Raw genomic sequence first — 22,086 nt, 5'->3', positions numbered from 1 at the left:
TTTCTAATCCGCCTTATGTCCGTGAATTAGAAAAAGAACAAATGCAACAAAATGTTTTAGCGAATGAACCTCATTTAGCACTTTTTGTAGATGATGAAAACCCTCTATTATTTTATGAAAAAATTGCCGATTTTGCCAAAAAAAATCTCAAAGAAAACGGTGTTATTTATTTTGAAATTAATCAGTACCTAGGTTCACAAACTATTGAATTATTGAGTTCGAGAAATTTCAAACATGGCCAATTAAAAAAAGATATTTTTGGAGCTGATCGCATGATAAAAGCAACTAATAATTAGTTCTTTATTCTCATTGGAGAATAAATTTTTACAGCGGTTTTAAGGACTTCATCTTTATTTAAGGTCATTTTCTTTAATTTCTGATCAGCATAATAGTTCATTTGTGTAGTAGAATTTTCCGCATTTTCTTTAGATGAAGCTCCATAACTATTTATTGATTCTATTTCTACACCATTTTCTCCAAAACGAACCAATTGAATGTAGGATTCTCCTGCGTGAGCTCTATAAGTTCCATCTTCTTGCTTTTTAGCATACATAGCGGCTAAAACATCTGGAGCACCACCAATTGGAATGTTTACATTTCCTCTACTATGCCGCTGTAATTTTCCTAACTCAACCTCTAATGAACCATAATTTGCTATCAATTCTTTCTTTGCTTCTGTAATACCATAAATACAATCATCTAGAGTGATTTTACCGCCAATTTCAATTCTATTTTCCATTTTACGTCTTTCATCTAAATGCATCCAAGATAATATATATAAGGCTGCTGTTGTATTTGTAATATCTGTTTTTCTATCCCACCCATTCAGTAATTTTATAGCATCAGCAATTTCAGGGTATTTTTCAGGATTCAAATTCATAAGCATTTCTAAATTAGTAGCTGTCCTGGTCGTCATTTTTGATGGAAATTGATTGTCGTATTTTATACGCTTAAAATCATCATAGCTCATACTATCATATTGAGAAATCAACTCTAAAAAACGTATACTTCTATTATTTTCTAATCCGGTTGGTTGAAAGCCCATCGTTTTATTAAAAGAAGTTTCCTTGAAATTACTTAAACTATCACTCGCTGAAAAAGGAGTATTATTTGTATTGAAAACCCATCCGCTTTTTGGATTTAAAACTTGAGGTAAGCTATCTAAAGGAACAATTTCATGACTCCATAAATTTTTTGAGGTATTTCCTGGTAATACTTTATCCCATGCAAAATCTGGATTTCTAATTGGAAATCTACCATTACTCACATAATAAATAATATCATCTTTATCAGCATAGACAATATTTAATGAAGCTAAACCTCTAATTTTTAATGCTTTTTTAAATTCGTCAAAATTTTTCGCTTTATTCATTTCATACCATTGTTCAGCCATTTTTATAGATTGACCAACAACAAAACGCCAAGCAAAAACACCTTTATCAGTTTTAAAAGTTGGACCGTATTTACTCTCATAAATAGTTTTTCTAATTGGAATTTTTATAGGACCCACAAGCTTTAACCAAGACCAATATATTTTTTCCTTTAATTCCAACCACTCATCGTCAAAGTGATAAAAATCTTCTTTATCTGGATGCATTTCTAATTCATACACATCAGAAAAATCTGCGTGATTTACAGTATGCGCCCATCCTAAATTTTCATTTACTCCATGGAAAATACAAATTCCACCAGCAAAGGTTCCACCTAAAACATTCATTCCTTCTTCACTATTTAAATGTGCTTCATACCAAGAATACCAACCTTCTAGAGGTTGATGCGCATTAACCGCTAAATACGTTTTATGATCTGTTGTTTTTCGTTTAGAAATTGCAAATGCATTAGATCCTTTTGGAACATCACTTTTTAACTCTTTAATAATAGTTCCGTTCATGATTTTAGCCAAGTCTTGCCCTGCATGTGAAACTTCTAGATTTCCTAGTAAATAACCTACAATAATATCTTGTCCTGTTAATGGGAATAAATCTTTTAACAAAACTTCATTTGGATGCAAAGCGGCATAGGCATTTACTCCATTCACAAAACTTTCTAAATAGTTTTTAAACTTTCCTGTTACTTCAGTAGTATATTTTTTTGCAGCAATTTCTTGAAAACCCATAAATTTCACTCCAAAATCTGCCACTAACCCATCTTTTCCTTTTATTTCTCCTAACATTCCTTTACAAGCAGCCATTAACTCTTGAAGTGTCACAAAATCATCTTCACATTCAGCCCAAGCCAAACCATAAGCAACCTCAACATCAGTTTTAGCAAAAATATGTGGTACTCCCCAAGCATCTCTTGCTATTTGAATTGCTGAAAATTCTTCAGATTCAGGAATGGTTGAACAAGCAGTTATTAATATAAGTACTAAGAATTGAAGTTTACGCATCTATTCATGATTTTTTGTAAATATAAATGATTTGATTAATTGAGGAAATTTAAAATATTAAATCACTAAATAACCATTTTATTGCTAAAGTTTTAAACACAAAAAAGTATCTTTGTACCATGCGAATTGATATTATTACAGTTTCTCCAGAATTAATTAAAAGTCCGTTTGAGTTTTCAATAATCAAACGTGCCATTGATAAAAATTTAGCAGAAGTTCACTTTCATGATTTAAGAAAATATGCCTTAAATGACTATGGAAAAATAGATGATTATCAATTTGGCGGAGGAGCTGGAATGGTTTTAATGGTTGAGCCTATTGATAAATGCATTTCAAAATTAAAATCAGAAAGAACTTATGATGAAATAATTTATATGACTCCAGATGCCCCAACTCTAACTCAACAAACAGCAAATACTTTATCTTTAAATGAGAACATTATTATTCTTTGTGGACATTATAAAGGAGTAGATCAACGTGTTAGAGATTTATTTATTACTAAAGAAATTTCAATAGGAGATTATGTTTTAAGTGGAGGGGAATTAGGTGCTGCGGTTTTATGTGATTCTATTATTCGCCTTATTCCAGGTGTTCTAGGTGACGAAACTTCAGCTTTAACTGACTCTTTTCAAGACGATTTACTTTCACCTCCTGTTTACACTAGGCCCTCTGAATATAAGGACCTTAAGGTGCCAGAAGTGTTGCTGTCAGGTAATTTTCCTAAAATTGAAGAATGGAGAAACGAACAAGCTTTTGAGCGCACTAAAAAAATTAGACCTGACTTGTTGGAAGACTAATATTTTTTATTAAATTTGCAATCTCAAAATTAACCTCTGACGAAAATCGTGAATGTTGATTATTGATAAAACCATTTAAAAGTTAACAATGGAAAATTTAGTAAAATTTATACAAGACGAATTTGTAGATAAAAAAGAGTTCCCTCAATTTCAAGCAGGAGATTCAATTACAGTATACTACGAAATTAAAGAAGGGCAAAAAACTCGTACTCAGTTCTTTAAAGGAACAGTAATTCAAAGAAGAGGAACAGGAGCTTCAGAAACTTTCACAATTAGAAAAATGTCTGGAACAATAGGTGTTGAAAGAATTTTCCCTATTAACTTACCTGCTATTCAAAAAATTGAAGTGAATAAACACGGTAAAGTTCGTAGAGCACGTATCTTCTACTTTAGAGGATTAACTGGTAAAAAAGCTAGAATTACAGAGAAAAGACGTTAAGTTATTCTTTAATAATATTATTAAAACCCGTTTTGAAATTCAAAGCGGGTTTTTTGTTGTTAACAAATGTTAATAAGTCACGTTTATATCTTGTTCAAAACTAAACAGTTATAAATTTGGAAATTCCCTTTTTCTGTCATTATTTTACATAAGAATTAACAGAGAGATGTGAGGTGAAATGGAGAGATGCAAATTTTGAAATAACACTAAAATTCTCAAAGTGAAGTTCGAAATGTTCTTGAACATCGTTTTTAAAACTAAGCTTTAAGTAGTAATGTGCCCTGATATTTAGCATGAATGAATGGAAACATAGTTTTAAAAGCACCATTTAAAATAAAAATTTCAAGGCGAGTGATTTTAATAAATTACAACAAAGTTTTGAGTTTTATTTTAAACGAAATAACTAATTAGTAAGAAGTTGAGTTTGTAAGAAAGCAACAAGTTACAGTGAAATTGATAATTGTGGGTGATCTTTAACGAGAATAGCTAAAACAATTAAATAAAAGTAATTGTAAACTTATTAAAAAAGTGTTTCAGCAAAAAGCCATGATACTGAGAAATCAATATGATGGCTTTTGTTTTTTCAACGTATTATTATTCCTATAAAATATCTCATTTTTTTTGCTTTAATAATAAAATTCACCCCCTATTTATAACGTTTTCGCAAGCAATTTTTCCAGCTATATTTAGTATATTTGTGCTGCTTAAATTTATTTAATTATTAATGCCTTAATTAAAATAATCAAAACTAATTATAGGTTTAAAAAACATACAAAAACCATGAGTCAAACACCAAGAATTATTTATACTAAGACAGATGAGGCACCTGCACTTGCTACTTATTCTTTATTGCCAATTGTTGAAGCTTTTACAAAATCATCTAATATTGAAGTTACAACAAAAGATATTTCTCTAGCTGGAAGAATATTAGCTTTATTCCCTGACCGTTTAACACCTAAACAGCAAGTATCAGACGCTCTCTCTGAGCTAGGAGATTTGGCAAAAACTCCCGAGGCAAATATCATCAAACTACCAAATATTTCTGCATCTGTGCCACAATTAGTGGCAGCAATAAAAGAATTACAAGCCCTTGGATATAACATACCTGATTATTTAGAAAATCCTAAAACCTCAGAGGAAAAAGAAATTCAACAAAAATACAATAGTGTAAAAGGTTCTGCTGTAAACCCTGTACTAAGGGAAGGAAACTCTGATAGAAGGGCTCCAAAAGCCGTTAAAAATTATGCTAAAAAAAATCCACATTCTATGGGTGCCTGGTCACCTGATTCAAAAACGCATGTTGCTACCATGGGAGAAAACGATTTTTTCTCAAATGAGAAATCTGTAACTGTTTCAAAAGCTACAGAAGTTAAAATTGAATTTTTTAATAAAAATGGAGGTTCCACTGTTTTAAAAGAAAAAACATCTTTATTGGCTGGTGAAATTATTGATGCAACTGTTTTAAATAAAAAAGCACTTGTAAATTTTTTGGAAGCTCAAATTAAAGATGCCAAAAAGAAAAATGTGTTGTTCTCAATTCATATGAAAGCAACTATGATGAAAATATCTGATCCAATAATTTTTGGACACGCTGTTTCTGTATTTTTTAAAGATGTTTTAGAAAAATATAGTGATTTAGTTCAAGAATTAGGTGTTGATGTAAATAATGGATTTGGTGATTTTGTAAAGAAAATTCAACATTTACCAGCTTCTCAAAAATCGGAAATTGAAGCAGACATTAAATCTTGTTTAGAAAATGGTCCTGCTATTGCTATGGTAGACTCAGATAAAGGTATTACAAATTTACATGTTCCTAGTGATGTGATTATTGATGCTTCTATGCCTGCTATGATTCGTACTTCTGGACAAATGTGGAATGCTGAAGGAAAACTTCAAGATGCCAAAACTGTAATACCAGATAGCACTTATGCTGGTGTATACGATGCAACTATTGATTTTTGTAAAAAGAATGGTGCTTTTGATCCTGCAACAATGGGTACAACCCCTAATGTAGGTTTAATGGCTCAAAAAGCTGAAGAGTACGGTTCGCATGATAAAACTTTTGAAATTCCTGGAAATGGTGTTGTAAAAGTAATTGACAACAATGGGGCTACATTAATGGAGCATACTGTTGAAAAAGGTGATATTTGGAGAATGTGTCAAGTAAAAGACGCTCCGGTACAAGATTGGATTAAACTTGCCGTTAAAAGAGCCAGAGCAACTAGTACGCCTGCTATTTTTTGGTTAGATAAAAACAGAGCGCATGATGCTCAAATTATTGAAAAAATAAATATCTATTTACCAAATCATGATACAACAGGATTAGACATTCAAATTATGTCTCCTAAAGATGCTACAATCTTTACATTAAAAAGAGTTAAAGAAGGTTTAGATACTATCTCAGTTACTGGAAATGTACTTCGTGATTATTTAACAGATTTATTCCCAATATTAGAATTAGGAACAAGTGCTAAAATGTTGTCTATTGTACCTTTAATGAAAGGTGGAGGGTTATTTGAAACTGGAGCTGGAGGATCTGCACCTAAACACGTGCAACAATTTGTCAAAGAAGGACATTTACGTTGGGACTCATTAGGAGAGTTTTTAGCTTTAGCAGTTTCATTAGAACATTTAGGAGAAAACTACCATATCCCTAAAGCACTAGTTTTAGCTGAAACCTTGGATGAAGCAACTGATAAATTTTTAGATAATAGAAAGTCACCTTCTCGTAAAGTAAATGAATTAGACAATAGAGGAAGCCATTTTTATTTAGCCATGTATTGGGCTCAAGCGTTGGCTGCTCAAAATAAAGATACTGAATTAAAAAACCAGTTTACAAAAGTAGCTGCTGATTTGGAAGCTAATGAACAGGCGATTGTTCAAGAATTAAATAATGCTCAAGGTGATGCTGTTAATATTGGAGGATATTTCCATTTTGACGATAACTTAACTAGTAAAGCTATGAGACCTAGTGCTACTTTAAATAGTATTATTTCTTCTATCTAAGCTTTTAAATAAATAATTTTAAAAAAGCGAGAAATAGGATTCTCGCTTTTTTATTTGACATACCTATCTCCACAAATTTTAAATAGTGTTGTACAATTTAGTATTTTTGACAAATAATAGCTATTAATAAAAAAATAAATGAGTACCGATAGAAATGAACTATTACGAGGATTAAAATATGAATTGATAGCATTTCCACTATTAATTATTGGACCTATATTAATTACCATAGGTTTAAAAGCCATAAAGCACCAAAACAATTATATATGGTTTGTCGCGGGAGTGCTAATTGCAATTGCATCTATTATCATAGGCTTTTTAGGAATTAGAATTATTTTAAATGCTTTTTTTAATGAAAAATAATGTCGAATCTTAATTTTAAAAAAATTACAAATTGGGAATATTGGCCTTCGTACATGTTTTATATTCCTATCATTCCATATGCATTTCTTTTAGCTTTAAAATCAAGGAGTTTCGGATTTTTTTCAGCAGTCAATCCAGCAATTGATGGATCAGGTAATGGACTAGAGTCTAAATATGATACCATTCAATTAATTCCTGATAGCTACAAACCAAAAACAATTTTTTTAAAAAAAGGTGAACAAGTAATAAACTTACTACCTAAACTTACTTTAAATAACATTAACTATCCTTTAATTATAAAACCTGATATTGGTTTTAGAGGTTTATTAGTTCAAAAAATAAATTCAGAGAGTGAATTATCCGAATACATTACAAAATACAATTCTATCAACTTAATTATACAAGAGTTTGTTGATTATAAAAATGAATGTGGTATTTTTTATCATAGGTTTCCCAATGAAAAAACAGGAAAAATAACCTCAATTACATTAAAAAAATATTTAACCATTATTGGCGATGGGAAATCTTCCATTTCTGAACTTATTTTAAAAGATGAGAGAGCCAAAATTTATACCTCACTCATTTCAGAAATAAATAAAGATAAACTTGAAACAATTCCACTTTTAAATGAAAAAATCGTACTCAATATTATTGGAAATCACTCGAAAGGAACACAGTTTATCAATGGTAATAACCTTATAAACAAAGATTTAATTAATTTTTTCGATAAATTAAGTTTTGATATTGACGGTTGGTACTATGGAAGAGTTGATATTAAATATACTACTTTTGAAGAATTAATTAAAGGTGAAAACTTAAAAATTATTGAAATTAATGGTGTTATTTCTGAACCAACTCATATTTATGATGCATCCAGTGGAACTTATTTTGGCGCCCTAAAATCTATCAAAAACCACTGGAAATTAATATATCTTATTGGTATAAAAAATAAAAATATGAATAATGCCAATTTTACAAATTTTAATTATTTGATTCACCTATATTTTAGATATAAGAAGTATCTAAAAAAGATAAATAACGTATCGATTAACCAATAACTTTATCTCTTGGAGTGGTTGGATTAAATCCAAAATCGTCATCTGGTAATTGTATCCCTAACTGAGAAATAATATATCCTACACTTGCGAAATGATGAATTGCATGACTATGAGCTTGAATTAGTATTGAAGCTAAAGTATAGTTTGCGGTAACAACTCCTAAACCCAAATCATCAGTCACTTTCAAAATTTTATTCAAATCCTCTGATTTAATCTTATTTAATTGATTTATGGTTTTCTCAAAATAATCAATACCACTTTTCGTATAATTCTCAACTGATTGATTTCGAGTTCTTTCTATTAGATTTATATCTCTTTCAATTATACCATTAAAAATACAATCAAAAACATCTAATATATGTCGCATATGACCTCCTATACTTGAGTAATATGGAGCTATTGAGGTATTACTATATTCTTCATCAGAAATATATTCCAATAACTGTATACCTCGTTCTAAGTTTTTTTCAATAGCTTCAATCATACCAACTAAGTCGTAAAAAATAATTTCGTAAATATAAAAAATAAAATTAAGCCAATAGCTTGACTAAAGTGAATATCCCTAAAACTAGAAATAATAAGCTTAAAATAATATTAATATTAGTAGCGATAAATGAAACTTTTTTAATAATTATTTTAGCAAATAAAATGTAGGTAAAAAACAATAAAAACGAACCTATTGATGCTCCAATAATAAAGAATAAAATATACGGTTGTTCAATAATTATTTTATCAATAGAAACTAAATAAATACTTAGGCCCAAATAAAAAGGAATGGCCAGCATATTTACCGATGACATGGCTAAACCACTTACAAAATAATTCTTTTTATTGCTTTCTGAGTTAGGCTTTATTTTTTTTCTAGAAAGCAAAAAAAAGAAAATTGACAATGCAAAAAACACAAAGACAGCGGCAATTTTTAAAATCTCAATAATTTTAGGATTCTTAGTGAAATAATCTGCAAAAAATAATGCAATTCCTGCCTGAAAAAAAACAATAACTGATGCACCAAGTGCAAACTTTACACTTTCAACTTTACCTGTATTTATTCTTATTTTTAGTGCTGTCATATTTAGCATACCTGGTGAAACCAAACCAAAATATGCCATAACCAAACCATAAAACACATGAAGAATATAACTTACTACCATTATTTAATTTTAAAAAATAAATACTTCGATATTAAAGAGTTAATATCTTTAGAAATTTCTAATTTTTTTATGAGCACAACATAAGTTACGACCAGTATTAAACTCTTTAAAACAATATTTAAGATTGGGTGAAATGAAAAATTCCAAAAATAAAACAAACCAAAAACTACGATGATAACAGTAATTACTTTACTTGTTTGCCTACTAAAAGGCTGAATATTTAATTTGCCCTTTATATACAAAATTTTGAAAATTGTATAAAAAACCACAACAATTAAAGTAGCTAGAGCGGCACCATTGATTCCAATTAAATGAATAAGCCATTTATTCAGTAAAATTACACTTATAGCCATTGCTAATGATAAATAGAAAAATATTTTATAATATTTCGAATTTACCAAAATAGCATTTCCTGTACCTAATGCTAGCTCCATTAATTTAGCTAAAGAAATAATAAATACAATCCAAATTCCTTTCGTAAATTGAGGCTTATTAATTAACATATACAAATCACTTATATTTAAATTAATTAGTAAGAAAAACAATCCGCCTATTACTAATAAATTTATTGAAGTTTGTTTGTATAATTTTTCTACATCCGCTAACTTATTTTCATTCATATCCTTAGCGGTAATTGGAGTTGTGATATGCTGCATTGCACGTGTTGGAATGGCAATAACACTTGCAATATAAATACCTACAGAATAATACGCAACTTCAGCAATTTGTTCCATCTGAGGTATCATAAACTTATCAATTTCTAATAAAACGCCTGCAGCTGAACCAGCAACAATGATATATAGAGAAAATGATAAAATTTCTTTTATATTCATAGGGATTTTAAATACTAATTGAGGCCTACACACATAAAATGCATATAGCTTCATTATGAATGCTCTAATTCCATAAACTAGCACAATAGCATATATAAATTCATCATTTGTTAACAACTTAAAATAAACCGCTATTAATAAAAAAGATGTACAAATACGTGCAAATAACTCTTTAATAAAATTTCCAAAAACAGAATTGAATTTAACTTTCGTCCACGAATAGAACACTTCAAAATATCCCATAAAAATGGCAGTAATAAAAATAAGGCTTGTGTAATCTTTAATTAATGTATTCTCAGAAGAAATCCAATTTGCAATAACATCATACAAGTAGATTCCAATAAGCCCTACAGGAATAATTATTAAAAGGGGAATAAATATTGTTGAAATCAAAAAGCTATCTTGCTCTTTTTTAGATGTATAAAAGGAATAAAATTTAATTACAGAATGCTGCATTCCAAAAACTAATAATGGCAAAATAATAGTAGCAGTTGATAATAAAAAAGTAATTAATCCAAAATAATCTTCGTGTAAAAAATGAGTAAATAAAAATAATACGTTAATCCCACCAATGGAAAATCCTAAAAATAAGATTAACGTATTTAAAAAAGATTGTTTTAAAACAATACCCATTATAATAATTTAAGAATTTCAGAATGAATCTTCTCTCCTACTTGATTTCCATATAAATCAATCTCAAAATTAGCTGTTGAATTTTGAAAATCTTTAAATGCCTTTATTATTTCTTTTGAAGAACTACCAACAATTTTAGCAAGTCCATTATTTACCAGCTCAACCCATTCAGTAGAATTTCTAGCAACTATACAATGTTTCCTGTTAAAAAAAGCTTCTTTTTGAAGTCCTCCACTATCAGTTATGACTAAATTACAGTTTTTAAGTAACTCTAACATATCAAAGTAACCAACAGGATCAATAAAAGTTACATTGTATTTTAACTTGTTCTTTTCTAAAACAGCTTTTGTCCTTGGATGTATAGGAAGTATTACCTGTTTATACTTATTTATTTCTTCCAATCCAGAAAAAATAGCTGTTAAATTCTCTATTAAATCTGTATTTTCTTCACGATGAATCGTTGCTAAAACAAATTCATTTTTAGATAAATTTAATTTAGATATAATTGTCGATTTTTCAGCTGAATTTTTCCCGTAAAACTCCACTGCATCTTTCATAATATCGCCACATTTTACCACTTTTGAAGGTAAATTATCGAAACCTTCATTTTTCAAGTTTTTAATAGCTGTGTCAGTTGGGCATAATAATAAATCTGAAATTCTATCAGTTAAAATTCTATTTACCTCCTCTGGCATTTTCATATCAAAAGAACGCAAACCTGCCTCAATATGAACAACCGTAATGTTCATTTTTTTAGCTACTAAAGCGCCAGCAATGGTTGAATTTGTATCACCATAAACCACAACTAATTTTGGCTTCTCTATTAGCAATACTTCTTCAATTTTCTCTAACATTTGCCCAGTCATTTGAGCATGACTTAACCCATTGATATTTAAATTATATTTTGGCTTTGGAATCTCCATTTCGTCAAAAAAAATGGCACTCATGTTTTCATCATAGTGCTGTCCGGTATGAATTATAACTTCGTGCATAGCTTTGTGTTTAGAAATAATTCTACTAAGCACTGCGGCTTTAACAAATTGAGGCCTAGCTCCTAATATGGTAACAATTTTTTTCATTCAGCAATTGAATTAATAATTTGAGCAACTTTTTTAGTTAGTTCTTTTCTATGAAATTGTTTTATATTTTTTGAATCAATACTCAACTCTTCTTCTTTAAATTTCGAATACAAATTTAAGATAGTTTTTTTCAATAAATCTCTTTCTTCAAAATCAACTACAAAACCACTAGCCGTTTCATTAATTATTTCGGCCAAATCACCATTTTTTGGTGCAATTGCTAAAATAGGACGTTTTGCCATTAAGTACTCAAATATTTTACCCGTAATAATTTGGTTTGCACTAACCACATTATTAACAAGCAACAATAAGACTTGTGCTTTTTTTTGAAATTCAACAACTTTATTATGAGCTACATAATTAATTAAAGTTACACTTTTTATAAGATCAAATTTTGAAATATCAGCTATCACTGAATCAGCTACGTTTCCTATTAGTTTTAATTCAAAATCGTTAGCAAACGACTTATTTTCGCTGATAATTTCAGCTAAAACTTCCCATAACATTTTAGGGTTTCTATCTGAATTCATCAATCCAATATGAGTGAGCGTAAACTTCGTATCTAATTCTGTTTTAACATCAGAAAATTCCGTATCATAACCATTGGTTACAACTAAGGTATTTTTATTAAATTTCACATATTTCTCTTTCATTGAATTCCCAACAACTAAAACAGCATCAGCATTTTTCAATACCTCTTTTTCCAATAAGTGGTGTTTTTCAATTGCCTTTTTAGATAGTGGTAACTGATGAAAATAATCAATCTCAGTCCACGGATCACGAAAATCAGTAATCCATTTTATACCTAATTGCTTTTTTAATTTGAGAGCAATTAAATGCATACTATGTGGAGGACCAGAGGATATTATAACATCAATATGATGCTCTTTCAAGTATTCTTCTAAAAACTTAACAGATGGTTTTATCCAAAATTTACGAGCATCAGGAATAAAAAAATTGGCTCTAATGTAGTGAGCTAACTTACCAAATAAAGAAGGATTCGAATTTAAAAAACCTGCACTTTCTTTTTTTTTCTTACCAAATAGCCCTATTAAATTATTTGGTTCCCAAATAGGATGTCTTAATATTTCTAAATTGTTTGGAATCTCGCCCATAAGTGACTCATCCAATATTGGATAATTCGGATTTTCAACTGTATAAACAACTGGTTCTATACCAAAACCTCTAAAATATTTCACAAATTTAAGCCAACGCTGTACTCCTGAACCTCCTGCTGGAGGCCAATAATAGGTGATGACAAGTACTTTTTTCATGTGCTTAATTTGGAATAAAAATCTATTAAATCTTTTGATGCTTTTTCCCAGTAAAAATCTTCCTCAACAAATCTCTTTCCATTTTTACCTAAAGTTTCTCTTAAAATTTCATCTTCAAATAGCTTTACAACATTATTTGCAAAATCATCTGAGTCCTTTTCTAAATGCACCAATCCACAGTTGGTTTTTTCAATTATGTTCTTTTGTGCTGTTGCATTACTAACCAATAATGGTTTAGAAAAACTCATATATTGAAAAAGCTTATTTGCATATGTTGTATCATGATGTAAATTTTTGTGTAAAGGAGAAATACAAACTGAGCTTGCTTTTATATAGGAAGGAAACAATTTTTCATCTTGCCAACCTTCAAAATCAACCAAATGTTTTATATCTAAATCTTCAACTTGAGATTTTAAAACTGTATCAGATGTGTTACTTCCTATAATAACCAATTTTATAGTTGGTATTTTATTCTTTAAACTATTCAGAGAAGCTATTGCAGTTTGTAATCCTCTTCTTAAACCTGTATCCCCTAAATATAATAAAACAAAATTATTTTTATATTTATCGATTATCTCATTTTGAATTACTGCATTTTTATAAAAAGTTTGATGTACTGTATTTGGAACAATAATTATATTTTCAGACTTAGTATTTGTTCTTTTTATAATTTCATCTTTTGATTCTTCAGTAATTACAATAACCTTGTCTGCCTTTTTAATAAATATTTCCTCTTTTTGTTTCCATTTTTTTGAAGAAATTAAAAACTTACCTGGAAATTTTTGTAAATGAACGTAGAACTTCATAATTTCTGGTCTGTTTTCGTGTAAATCTAAAACAGTTTTAAGTTTTAAATTTTTAGCAGCTCTGAATGTAGCTTCTGCGATTTGAATATCGTGAATATGTACTACGTCAATTTTATTGGTATTTAAAAAGTGATTGATTTTTTTTGCCATAATTAAAGAATAAAAAGGAATTGTATAAACCAAAGCAGATAATTTATAAATCATCTTATTAGATGCATATCTTATAACCTGAATGCCCTTTATCTTTTCATTATCCTTTTCCTTCCCATATTTTAAACAAAACAAATATACTTCATGACCATTTTTAATTAGTGAAATAGCTTCATTTTCTACCCTTGGGTCGGGTGGAAATACTTTATCTAAAATCATTCCTATCCTCATACTACTTATTTTTCAGCGTAAATAGCATAATATCTTGGTGTAAATTTTCTTAAAATTGGTCTAAATCCTATTTTATGAATTGGGCTTGTCCACTTAGATTTCTTTTTAATGTTCCATCCTGATTTTTCTAATAGCCAATCAAATTGCCAATCTTCAAACTCATGAAAATGCCTATCGCGCATGTCTGTTTTACTTCTATAAGCTTTGGCAAACCATAATTTTAATGGTACTGTAGCAATAATTTTTTCACATTCAATAGCCTTCAATACTTCATATGGAGAAAGTAGGTGCTCAAATATTTCAAAAGCTGTAACCGCATCAACCTTATGCTGCTTTACAATTTCTGGAAATTCATCTAAATCTTCACCTGATGTATTGTAAACTTTATATCCGTGTTGCTCCATAATTTCACTAAATGGATTCCGAACCCCCAAATCTAAAATTGTAGCTGGTGCTGGTAAAATATTTTGTAAAAAATCTAATGTGTGTTTATATCTTTTATGCGGTAATTCATTATACATCAGCAAACTAATTAAATCATCTAATAAGTAGCAAGATATTGATTTAATTATAAAATCAGTAAAAATATTTCATAAAAAAAGGGTCCTAAATCAAAGTTCATTTTTTACTTGAATCAAACAATTTTTTCGGAATTGATTTTGATTTAGAGACAAAACTTGTATTCTAAGAATAGAAAAATTAATGAATTATTCTATTTAGATTTCTTTTTTTGAATAATAAACCATCCTAAAGGAATCATTAATAACAACACATATGATATAAGTGTTATTGTATTTCCATTTTTAATAATGGTTGGTTCAAATTTAAATGTAATATTGTTTTCACCTTTCGTTATTTCCATTCCGCGCAATACATAGTTAACACGATAATGTGGCGTTAATACTCCATCAACATAAGCATTCCATCCGTTTTTATAATACATTTCAGAAAATACAATAAACTGATTAGTATTCGTCTTAACTTTATAGGCTAATTCATTTGCCTCATATGAAATTAATTTAATTGTTGCAGTTGTATCAATTGAGTAATTTTTAGCAATATCACTGCTTAATTGGTTGGAGTTAATAACTGCTTCACTTTTAGTATTTAAACTATCTAATGCTCCAATTTCTTCATTAGCAGTTTTTACAATTTTTAATCTATTTATGAACCAAGCATTTCCATTTGCTTCTGGATTTTGTTGTACTGATTTCTGCCCATTTTCATCTTCAAAAATCAAGTATTTCGTGTTTAGCATATTTAACACTTGAATATTATTTTTAGCTATTTGAAAATCATATAATTCTTGATAACGTCTTGGTTTTGCGGCGTGATAACCTCCAATAGACTTATGAAAATAAGATGTTGCGCCGTCAGCCATGATATTTTTAGTAAAATCAGCAACCCTATAAATGCTTTTATCTTTTAAAATTTCTTTATCAATTTTAGAAGCAACAAATGGTTTATCAACTTTCCTTGCCGAAACAAAAAAGTTATTATCTACATAACGTTTATCAACATTTACCAAATCAAATAGTAATAATACAGCGAGGACAATCAAAAGAATATTCTTGTTTAATTTTTCTTTCAAAAACAACCAGATCGCTCCCGAAATTAATACAACAAATACCAATGATCGTAAACTATCATTCACAAACAATGTTTTTCTATCGGCGGTAATTGCATCTAAAAACCCTGATATTTGTTCCTCAATTTGAAGGTCTATTGCTGTTTCAAAAGTAAATAAACCTGTACCTCCAATAACGAACAGTAAAGCTAAACCACCAACAATAATAGTTGCCCATTTTAATGCCTTTAATTTTAATTCTTTTGCAGTTTCATTAGAAAATAACTCCTTTAAACCTAAAATACCTAATAAAGGAATTGCTAATTCTGCTATAACTTGTATTGAAGAAACCGCTCTAAACTTATTATATAACGGCACATAATCAATGAAAAAATCTGTAATTATATTAAAGTTTTTTCCCCAACTCAACAGTATCGAAAAAATAGTTGCTGCCAATAACCAATTTCTAATTTTAGGTTCAACTAAAAATAACGCTAAAACAAACAGAAAAATAAATAGTGCTCCAATATAAGCTGGTGCAGCTACAATAGGCTGCTCTCCCCAATACATGGACGCTATTTGCATCAGGTAATTTGCGTCATTTGGGTTTAATCCTTTATTTACAGCATCTTGTAAAAAACTCTGTAATTCACTATTTTCCAAACTTTCATGTCGTGTTCCTCCCATAAAACGAGGAATAAACAAGTTAAAAGTTTCAGCCCGTCCACAACTATATTCAGTGATATAATCTTTGGATAAACCTGAAGTAACTTGTTTTGAAGAACCATCAGGATTTATGGTTAATTCACTTTTACTACGAGTACTATGCTCAGAATATTCCTTCATCGCAAGCAAACTAGTTGCATTTGTACCTATTGCAATTAGTACAGCAATTAATAAAACTCCAATGCTTTTTCCAAAATGAGGAAGTTCTTTGTTTTTAACTGATTCTATTAATTGAACAATTCCAAAAATTATCACTAAAAACAATAAGTAATAGGTCATTTGAATGTGACTTGCACTAACCTCAAGCGACATTGCTAGAGCAGTTAATACAAACCCAAATAAATATTTATGTTGAAAAACCAATAAAATCCCTCCTAAAACTAAAGGCATATAGGCTATTGCGTGTGCTTTTGCATTATGGCCAACACCTAAAATGATTATCAAATAGGTTGACAGTCCAAATCCTAAAGAACCAATTATTGCGAGTTTCCAATCAACTTTTAAAACCGTAAGGAGAATAAAGAAACTTAAAAAATATAAAAATAAATAATCAGCTGGGCGAGGTAAAAAACGAAGCAACTTATCTATTGATTTGATAAAATCATTTGGATAGTAAGTGCTTACAGCATATGATGGCATCCCGCCAAAAGAAGTATTTGTCCAATACGGTTCTTCACCATACTCTTTTCTAAAATCCTTAATTTCTTTGGATGAACCTATAAATTGAGTAATATCACTTTGCTGAATTTTCTTTCCTTGTAAAACGGGAGAAAAATAAGCAAGCGAAACAAAAACAAAAACTGCAATTGCGATAAGATATGGTGTAATTTCTTTAACTGAAAACTTCATTTATTTATCGTCTTTTACTTCTTCATAATCAACATAATCACCTACATCTTTATTACTTTCTTTTCTAACTTGTGGTTTTTTAGCAATCACAGTTTCACCAATGTTTCCTGAATCCTCTTTATATTGATTTTCTTGTTGTTCCCTCATTTTCTTTTCAACATTTTTCACTACCCTTTTTAAAAACAACGGCATAATATACTTTCCAATAAATTTAAAAGCATAATAAACAATAATTATAATTGCTATAGTTCTTAACAATCCCATTTAAATAACGTTTTATAATTTTCAAAAATAACAATTTGACAGGAACTAAAACGTTTAATTATATAAAATCTTATATTTGACAACTTAATCAACATACAATATGAAACGAATTTTATGGCTTGTAATTCTTTTTGGCGGTATTCAAATAGTGAGTGCCCAATACACAGAAATAATTAACTCTAAGCGGCCTGGTTTTTCTGAAAGTCCGTATAGTATTGGAACCGATGTTTTTCAGTTCGAAACAGGTATGTTTTATAGATCAAGTGATAACAATGCCTTTTTATCAAAAGCAAACTCTCTGGGAGGAGAGTTGTTTTTTAGATATGGGAAATTTTATGATAAACTTGAAATGAATGCTAAAATTACATACCAAAAAGATGAAATTGTAAATAATCCCTCAGAAGCCAGAACTAATATTAGCGGAATAAGTGAACTTACTATTGGTGCTAAGTATTTAATTTATGAGCAAAATTACACTGACAAATCTAAAGAAGTAAGAAGTTGGAAGCGTAGAATGGCATTTGATAAAAAACGATTAATTCCATCTGTAGGTGCTTTTGTAGGTGTAAATACTAATTTTTTAAGTGACGATTATAAAGCAAATGAGCTAACATTAAAAGGAGCTATTTTATTACAAAACGATTTCTCAGACCGATTGGTTTTATTAACTAATTTAATTGCAAATAAAATTTTATCTGACTCAAATGAATATTCCTATATAGCAACAATGACCTATGCTTTGAGCTATAAGTGGTCTTATTTTGTTGAAAATCAAGGTGTATTTGAAAAACATGCAACACCAAAATTCAATTTTGGAACTGGAATTGCCTATTTATATTCAAGAAATTTACAATTAGACGCTTCTTTAAGGACAAACTTTTTTGATGATTATTCGTTTATTTATTCTTCCGTAGGTTTAGCTTGGAGGCTAGATAGACATTCTGATCAATTAGTGGTTAAAAACTCTCCAAGAGCGAAAATAAAGAAGAAAGGAAATTTCTTTTCAAGATTATTTAAGAAGAATTAATAGTTATGATTATACTGCAAGAAATGACTACAAAAAAGGAAATGAAAGCTTTCGTTAAATTTCCTTTTAAACTTTACAAAGACAATCCTTATTGGGTGCCTCCAATTATTAATGATGAAATTAGTTCGTTTGATAAAACTAAAAATCCAGTTTTTGAACATGCTGAAGCTCGATTTTTTGTAGCTAAAAAAAATAATGAAGTTGTTGGACGCGTTGCTGCAATTATAAATTATACTGAAATTAAAAAGCAAAAATTAAAGAAAATGCGTTTCGGATGGTTTGATTTTATTGATGACATAGAGGTTTCTACATTATTATTACAGAAAGTTGAAGAAATTGGAGTTCAAAACAATTTAGAATTTATGGAAGGTCCAGTTGGATTTTCAAATCTAGATAAAGTTGGAGTTTTAACTGAAGGTTTTGATCATATCGGAACCATGATAACTTGGTACAACCACGCGTATTATAAAACTCACTTAGAAAAGTTAGGCTTCAATATTGAAAAAGAGTATTTAGAAAGTAAATTTCTTTTTAAAAATGTAAAAAGAGAGCCGCTAGAACGAGTTGGTGAGTTGATAAAAAAACGTTATCATCTTACACCTCTTAATTTTACTAAAACAAAAGAAATTTTCCCTTATGTAGATAAAATGTTCGACTTGTTTAATGAAAGTTATGCTGCGTTACCATCCTTTGTTCCAATTTCAGAAAGAGAAAAAGAATATTTCAAAAAGAAATACATCTCTTTTATCAACCCTGAGTATATAAAATTTGTAGTTGATAAAAACGGCGATATGATAGCCTTCGCAATTACCATGCCTTCATTCTCTGAGGCTTTACAAAAGGCGAATGGCAAATTATTCCCTTTTGGAATATTTCATTTACTTAAGGCAAAAAACAATAGCAAAGATGCTCTATTTTACTTGATAGGCGTGCATCCAGAGCATCAAAATAAAGGCATACATGCATTGCTTTTTTTAGAATTTCAAAAAAGTTTTGAACCTAAAGGAATTATAAATTGCATTAGAACTCCAGAACTCGCATCAAATGAAGCCATCGCTGCAGTTTGGAAAAATTTTGATTCAAAAGTATACAAAAGGCGTTGTACCTATAAAAAAGTGATTTAAATGCAATTATTCTACAATTCTGAACTAACAGCTACTTCTCAACAATTCACTTTTGATAAAACCGAAAGTAGACATATAGTTCGTGTATTAAGAAAAAAAGAAAATGATAAAATTTTTATCACCAATGGAAAAGGAAAACTATTTACATCTGAAATTCTAATAGCAAATGACAAAAAATGTTTAGTTAAAATTATAACAACTGAAGCTTTTAAAAAACCTTGGAATTATTATTTACACATTGCTATTGCCCCAACAAAATTAAACGATCGCTTTGAATGGTTTTTAGAAAAAGCTACTGAAATAGGTATTGATGAAATAACACCAATTATTTGTGAACACTCTGAAAGAAAAGTAGTTAAACCAGAACGATTGGAAAAAATAATTCAATCTGCGGCAAAACAATCTTTAAAGTATCACTTTCCAAAATTAAATGAACCTGTCACTTTTAATCAATTTATTAATTCAAATTTTGACGGACAATTATTTATAGCACATTGCGAAGAAACTGCTAAAAAATCATTAAAAACTGCTTTAAAACCAAAACTTGACACAACTATTTTAATTGGTCCTGAAGGTGATTTTTCAATCAAAGAAATTATGCAAAGTTTGGTACATAACTTTATTCCTGTATCTTTGGGAGAAAGCCGCTTACGAACTGAAACCGCTGGTATTGTAGCTGTCCATAGCGTTGCTTTTACAAATGAATAATTAGATGAAGAAATTTTTACAAGTACATTTTAAAATTTATAGCTTTCAAATAAATATTATATGCTTATTTTTTTTAGTTACTCTTTTTTCTTTTTCAAGTATTTCAGCACAGCAAATTGCCATTTTAAAATATAACGGTGGTGGAGATTGGTATGCAAATCCAACGGCTTTACCCAATTTAATAGAATTTTGTAATTCGAATATACATTCTTCAATAAATGCAAATCCTGAAACGGTTGAAATTGGTAGTTTAGACATTTATAATTATCCTATTGTATTTATGACTGGTCATGGGAATGTCTTATTTTCTAATGATGATACTGAAAACTTAAAAAGCTACCTTCAATCTGGAGGATTTTTGCATATTTCTGATAATTATGGTTTAGATAAATACATTAGACGGGAACTTAAAAAAATATTTCCGAATCAAGAATTTCAAGAAATTCCTTACAATCATCCCATTTTTCACCAATCATTTAATTTTGAAAATGGAGTTCCTAAAATTCACGAACATGACAACAAAGCATCTAAAGGATTTGGTTTATTTTACCAAGGAAGATTGGTTTGCTTTTATGATTATGAAGCTGATTTAAGTGATGGTTGGGAAGATGAAGAAATACATAACGATAGCTTTGAAGTACGTGATAAAGCACTAAAAATGGGTGCAAATATTATTGAATACGCTTTTAAAAATTAATATGCAGGAAAACTTAGATTCGCTTAAAATAAATTTCGATACAGAAGGTCTATGGGTTTTAAATGTCACCTTGGCATTAATTATGTTTGGAGTTGCTCTTGGTATTACTATAGATGATTTTAAACGACTTTTTAAATCACCTAAAATCTTATTAACAGGTATTATTTCTCAATTTTTTTTACTTCCATTTGTTACATTCATTTTTATAAAATTAGTGAATCCTATGCCAAGTATTGCTTTAGGAATGATGATGGTTGCTGCTTGCCCCGGGGGAAATATTTCTAATTTTATGACACAAATGGCTAAAGGAAATTCAGCTTTATCAGTAAGCTTAACAGCTTTTGCTACTCTAATTTCTGTAATAATGACACCTCTGAATTTAGAAATTTGGGGAAACTTATATGCTCCAACTGCTAAAATTCTTCAAACCATAGAACTAGACCCTTATGAATTAGTAAAATTGGTGACCCTTATTTTGGGAATTCCTCTTATTATTGGGATGTGGGTAAGAAGGTATAAACCGAATGTAGCTGATAAATTATCTAAAATTTTAAAACCTGTTTCTCTAATCATTTTCATGATTTTTATAGTTATTGCATTTTACGACAATTTTAATATTTTTATGAATTATGTGCACTATGTTTTAATTTTAGTCATTGCCCATAATATTTTAGCCCTACTTACAGGATTTTATTTTGCAAAAGCAATGAAACTATCTTATAAAAATCAAAAAACCTTGGCCATTGAAACTGGGATACAAAATTCAGGCTTGGGTTTATTATTAATTTTTAGTTTTTTTAACGGTCTTGGAGGGATGGCACTCTTAGTTGCTTTTTGGGCAATTTGGGATATTTTATCTGGACTTTTATTAGCTAGCTATTGGGCAAAACAAAAAACAGCTGAATAAGTGAAAAG

20 protein-coding genes and 1 pseudogene are annotated in these 22,086 nt (G+C 29.3%); 11 read left to right on the top strand and 10 right to left on the bottom strand.

The window, feature by feature from the left end; genetic code table 11:
- Positions 1–296 (top strand): annotated as a pseudogene (locus HKP59_RS07900) (protein-(glutamine-N5) methyltransferase, release factor-specific); the annotation flags it as partial.
- Here the strand turns inward: HKP59_RS07900 and HKP59_RS07895 are convergent.
- Complete coding sequence (locus tag HKP59_RS07895; protein WP_291805379.1) at positions 293–2,389, bottom strand: penicillin acylase family protein; 2,097 nt, start codon at positions 2,387–2,389, stop codon at positions 293–295. The pseudogene HKP59_RS07900 and the gene HKP59_RS07895 sit on opposite strands and share 4 nt — an antisense overlap.
- A gap of 119 nt (positions 2,390–2,508) precedes the next feature.
- Here HKP59_RS07895 and trmD point away from each other — a divergent pair, with 119 nt between their 5' ends.
- From trmD to HKP59_RS07870, 5 genes are all read left to right on the top strand, one after another.
- Positions 2,509–3,186 (top strand): tRNA (guanosine(37)-N1)-methyltransferase TrmD, encoded by a 678-nt coding sequence (gene trmD, locus HKP59_RS07890; RefSeq protein WP_291805376.1) that lies wholly within the window; start codon positions 2,509–2,511, stop codon positions 3,184–3,186.
- Positions 3,187–3,274: 88 nt separating this feature from the next.
- The gene (gene rplS, locus HKP59_RS07885) at positions 3,275–3,625 is read left to right on the top strand and encodes a 50S ribosomal protein L19 (protein ID WP_291805373.1); all 351 of its coding nucleotides are present in this window, start codon (positions 3,275–3,277) and stop codon (positions 3,623–3,625) included.
- A 780-nt stretch (positions 3,626–4,405) separates the two neighbouring features.
- Positions 4,406–6,631 carry an NADP-dependent isocitrate dehydrogenase gene (locus tag HKP59_RS07880; RefSeq protein ID WP_291805370.1) on the top strand — a complete coding sequence of 742 codons (2,226 nt, stop codon included), beginning with the start codon at positions 4,406–4,408 and terminating at the stop codon, positions 6,629–6,631.
- 138 nt (positions 6,632–6,769) lie between these two features.
- The gene (locus tag HKP59_RS07875) at positions 6,770–6,994 is read left to right on the top strand and encodes a DUF6095 family protein (RefSeq protein ID WP_291805367.1); all 225 of its coding nucleotides are present in this window, start codon (positions 6,770–6,772) and stop codon (positions 6,992–6,994) included.
- Positions 6,994–8,052: an ATP-grasp domain-containing protein gene (locus tag HKP59_RS07870; protein WP_291805364.1), complete on the top strand. Its 1,059-nt coding sequence runs from the start codon at positions 6,994–6,996 to the stop codon at positions 8,050–8,052. Before HKP59_RS07875 ends, HKP59_RS07870 begins: the two co-directional genes overlap by 1 nt.
- Here HKP59_RS07870 and HKP59_RS07865 read toward each other — a convergent pair.
- The 9 genes from HKP59_RS07865 to HKP59_RS07825 all read right to left on the bottom strand — a co-directional run bounded on the left by HKP59_RS07865 (position 8,042) and on the right by HKP59_RS07825 (position 17,615).
- Positions 8,042–8,536: a DinB family protein gene (locus HKP59_RS07865; RefSeq protein WP_291805362.1), complete on the bottom strand. Its 495-nt coding sequence runs from the start codon at positions 8,534–8,536 to the stop codon at positions 8,042–8,044. The genes HKP59_RS07870 and HKP59_RS07865 overlap by 11 nt on opposite strands.
- 46 nt (positions 8,537–8,582) lie before the next feature.
- Entirely contained in the window at positions 8,583–9,203 is a 621-nt protein-coding gene (locus HKP59_RS07860) for a hypothetical protein (RefSeq protein ID WP_291805359.1), read from the bottom strand.
- A complete protein-coding gene (locus HKP59_RS07855) occupies positions 9,203–10,669 on the bottom strand; it encodes a polysaccharide biosynthesis C-terminal domain-containing protein (RefSeq protein WP_291805356.1) in 1,467 nt (488 codons plus the stop codon). Before HKP59_RS07855 ends, HKP59_RS07860 begins: the two co-directional genes overlap by 1 nt.
- A complete protein-coding gene (gene wecB / locus HKP59_RS07850; protein ID WP_291805353.1) occupies positions 10,669–11,748 on the bottom strand; it encodes a UDP-N-acetylglucosamine 2-epimerase (non-hydrolyzing) in 1,080 nt (359 codons plus the stop codon). Before wecB ends, HKP59_RS07855 begins: the two co-directional genes overlap by 1 nt.
- The gene (locus HKP59_RS07845) at positions 11,745–13,022 is read right to left on the bottom strand and encodes a glycosyltransferase family 4 protein (RefSeq protein ID WP_291805350.1); all 1,278 of its coding nucleotides are present in this window, start codon (positions 13,020–13,022) and stop codon (positions 11,745–11,747) included. The genes wecB and HKP59_RS07845 overlap by 4 nt, the downstream gene beginning before the upstream one ends.
- Complete coding sequence (locus HKP59_RS07840) at positions 13,019–14,209, bottom strand: glycosyltransferase family 4 protein (protein ID WP_291805348.1); 1,191 nt, start codon at positions 14,207–14,209, stop codon at positions 13,019–13,021. Before HKP59_RS07840 ends, HKP59_RS07845 begins: the two co-directional genes overlap by 4 nt.
- Positions 14,210–14,214: 5 nt before the next feature.
- Positions 14,215–14,730, bottom strand: a complete 516-nt coding sequence (locus HKP59_RS07835) for a methyltransferase (RefSeq protein WP_291805346.1) — start codon at positions 14,728–14,730, stop codon at positions 14,215–14,217.
- 191 nt (positions 14,731–14,921) lie between these two features.
- Positions 14,922–17,351 carry a YfhO family protein gene (locus HKP59_RS07830; RefSeq protein ID WP_291805343.1) on the bottom strand — a complete coding sequence of 810 codons (2,430 nt, stop codon included), beginning with the start codon at positions 17,349–17,351 and terminating at the stop codon, positions 14,922–14,924.
- Positions 17,352–17,615 (bottom strand): DUF4834 domain-containing protein, encoded by a 264-nt coding sequence (locus HKP59_RS07825; RefSeq protein ID WP_291805340.1) that lies wholly within the window; start codon positions 17,613–17,615, stop codon positions 17,352–17,354. It lies immediately after the preceding gene.
- A 100-nt stretch (positions 17,616–17,715) separates the two neighbouring features.
- Between HKP59_RS07825 and HKP59_RS07820 the strand changes: the two genes are divergently transcribed.
- Genes HKP59_RS07820 through HKP59_RS07800 form a run of 5 tightly spaced genes read left to right on the top strand, consistent with a single transcriptional unit; the run spans position 17,716 to position 22,078 of the window.
- Positions 17,716–18,642 carry a transporter gene (locus HKP59_RS07820; RefSeq protein ID WP_291805337.1) on the top strand — a complete coding sequence of 309 codons (927 nt, stop codon included), beginning with the start codon at positions 17,716–17,718 and terminating at the stop codon, positions 18,640–18,642.
- 5 nt (positions 18,643–18,647) lie between these two features.
- Entirely contained in the window at positions 18,648–19,766 is a 1,119-nt protein-coding gene (locus tag HKP59_RS07815) for a GTP cyclohydrolase (RefSeq protein ID WP_291805334.1), read from the top strand.
- On the top strand, positions 19,767–20,474 hold the full coding sequence (locus HKP59_RS07810; protein WP_291805331.1) for a 16S rRNA (uracil(1498)-N(3))-methyltransferase: 708 nt from the start codon (positions 19,767–19,769) through the stop codon (positions 20,472–20,474). It begins immediately after the preceding gene.
- Between the two features lie 55 nt (positions 20,475–20,529).
- A complete protein-coding gene (locus tag HKP59_RS07805; protein WP_291805383.1) occupies positions 20,530–21,171 on the top strand; it encodes a DUF4159 domain-containing protein in 642 nt (213 codons plus the stop codon).
- A 1-nt stretch (position 21,172) separates the two neighbouring features.
- A complete protein-coding gene (locus tag HKP59_RS07800; RefSeq protein WP_291805329.1) occupies positions 21,173–22,078 on the top strand; it encodes a bile acid:sodium symporter family protein in 906 nt (301 codons plus the stop codon).
- Positions 22,079–22,086: the final 8 nt, after the last annotated feature.

This window comes from Lutibacter sp., from assembly GCF_013041805.1.
Classification (GTDB): Bacteria; Bacteroidota; Bacteroidia; order Flavobacteriales; family Flavobacteriaceae; genus Lutibacter.
Note: the sequence above shows the minus strand (reverse complement) of the source record. Positions and strands in the feature narration are given on the sequence as shown.

Bases quoted from the DNA above. Each gene is read 5' to 3' on its own strand.
- HKP59_RS07845 (WP_291805350.1), bottom strand. From the start codon at position 13,022: ATGAAAAAAGTACTTGTCATCACCTATTATTGGCCTCCAGCAGGAGGT.
- HKP59_RS07855 (WP_291805356.1), bottom strand. From the start codon at position 10,669: ATGGGTATTGTTTTAAAACAATCTTTTTTAAATACGTTAATCTTATTT.
- HKP59_RS07860 (WP_291805359.1), bottom strand. From the start codon at position 9,203: ATGGTAGTAAGTTATATTCTTCATGTGTTTTATGGTTTGGTTATGGCA.
- HKP59_RS07895 (WP_291805379.1), bottom strand. From the start codon at position 2,389: ATGCGTAAACTTCAATTCTTAGTACTTATATTAATAACTGCTTGTTCA.
- HKP59_RS07800 (WP_291805329.1), top strand. From the start codon at position 21,173: ATGCAGGAAAACTTAGATTCGCTTAAAATAAATTTCGATACAGAAGGT.
- HKP59_RS07815 (WP_291805334.1), top strand. From the start codon at position 18,648: ATGATTATACTGCAAGAAATGACTACAAAAAAGGAAATGAAAGCTTTC.
- trmD (WP_291805376.1), top strand. From the start codon at position 2,509: ATGCGAATTGATATTATTACAGTTTCTCCAGAATTAATTAAAAGTCCG.
- rplS (WP_291805373.1), top strand. From the start codon at position 3,275: ATGGAAAATTTAGTAAAATTTATACAAGACGAATTTGTAGATAAAAAA.
- HKP59_RS07830 (WP_291805343.1), bottom strand. From the start codon at position 17,351: ATGAAGTTTTCAGTTAAAGAAATTACACCATATCTTATCGCAATTGCA.
- HKP59_RS07820 (WP_291805337.1), top strand. From the start codon at position 17,716: ATGAAACGAATTTTATGGCTTGTAATTCTTTTTGGCGGTATTCAAATA.
- HKP59_RS07870 (WP_291805364.1), top strand. From the start codon at position 6,994: ATGTCGAATCTTAATTTTAAAAAAATTACAAATTGGGAATATTGGCCT.
- HKP59_RS07835 (WP_291805346.1), bottom strand. From the start codon at position 14,730: ATGTATAATGAATTACCGCATAAAAGATATAAACACACATTAGATTTT.
- wecB (WP_291805353.1), bottom strand. From the start codon at position 11,748: ATGAAAAAAATTGTTACCATATTAGGAGCTAGGCCTCAATTTGTTAAA.
- HKP59_RS07880 (WP_291805370.1), top strand. From the start codon at position 4,406: ATGAGTCAAACACCAAGAATTATTTATACTAAGACAGATGAGGCACCT.
- HKP59_RS07875 (WP_291805367.1), top strand. From the start codon at position 6,770: ATGAGTACCGATAGAAATGAACTATTACGAGGATTAAAATATGAATTG.
- HKP59_RS07865 (WP_291805362.1), bottom strand. From the start codon at position 8,536: ATGATTGAAGCTATTGAAAAAAACTTAGAACGAGGTATACAGTTATTG.
- HKP59_RS07825 (WP_291805340.1), bottom strand. From the start codon at position 17,615: ATGGGATTGTTAAGAACTATAGCAATTATAATTATTGTTTATTATGCT.
- HKP59_RS07840 (WP_291805348.1), bottom strand. From the start codon at position 14,209: ATGAGGATAGGAATGATTTTAGATAAAGTATTTCCACCCGACCCAAGG.
- HKP59_RS07810 (WP_291805331.1), top strand. From the start codon at position 19,767: ATGCAATTATTCTACAATTCTGAACTAACAGCTACTTCTCAACAATTC.